Source organism: Actinophytocola xanthii (assembly GCF_001921205.1).
GTDB lineage: Bacteria > Actinomycetota > Actinomycetes > Mycobacteriales > Pseudonocardiaceae > Actinophytocola > Actinophytocola xanthii.
Genome location: NZ_MSIE01000196.1, coordinates 1 through 621, shown reverse-complemented (window position 1 = coordinate 621; position 621 = coordinate 1). Strand labels below are relative to the sequence as shown.

General features: G+C 67.3%; 1 protein-coding gene. It reads right to left on the bottom strand.

Translation table 11 applies throughout. The annotated features are described in order from the left end of the window. A partial coding sequence (locus tag BU204_RS37895) for a methyl-accepting chemotaxis protein (RefSeq protein WP_233161079.1) occupies positions 1-621 on the bottom strand: 621 nt, incomplete at both ends.

The following is a 621-nucleotide window of genomic DNA, read 5'->3' as shown; positions in this document are numbered from 1 at the left end:
TCGGCCACCCCGGCGATGTTCGAGGCGATCTCCGAGACACCGGTCGAGGCCTCGGTGACGCTGCGGTTCATCTCGTTGGTCGTCGCGGTCTGCTCCTCCACCGCCGAGGCGATGGTCAGCTGGAAGTCGTTGATCCGGCTGATGATCGTGCTGATCTCGCTGATCGCACTGACCGCGTTGGTGGTGTCGGACTGGATCATCTCCACCCGACGCGAGATGTCCTCGGTCGCCTTCGCGGTCTCCTGAGCGAGGTCCTTGACCTCGTTCGCGACCACCGCGAAGCCCTTGCCCGCATCCCCGGCCCGAGCCGCCTCGATCGTCGCGTTCAACGCCAGCAGGTTGGTCTGCTCGGCGATCGAGGTGATCACCTTGACCACGTTCCCGATCTCCATCGACGACTCACCCAGCTTCGCCACCGTGCCGTTGGTGACCTCGGCCACCGACACCGCCTGGCTGGCCACCGACGCCGCCTCGTTCGCGTTCTGGGCGATCTCCTTGATCGAGGCACCCATCTCGTCCGAACCGGTCGCCACGGTCTCCACACTCCGCGACACCTGCTCCGCGGCCGCGGCCACCACACCGGCCTGGGCGCTGGTCTCCTCGGCGCTGGCGGCAACCTGG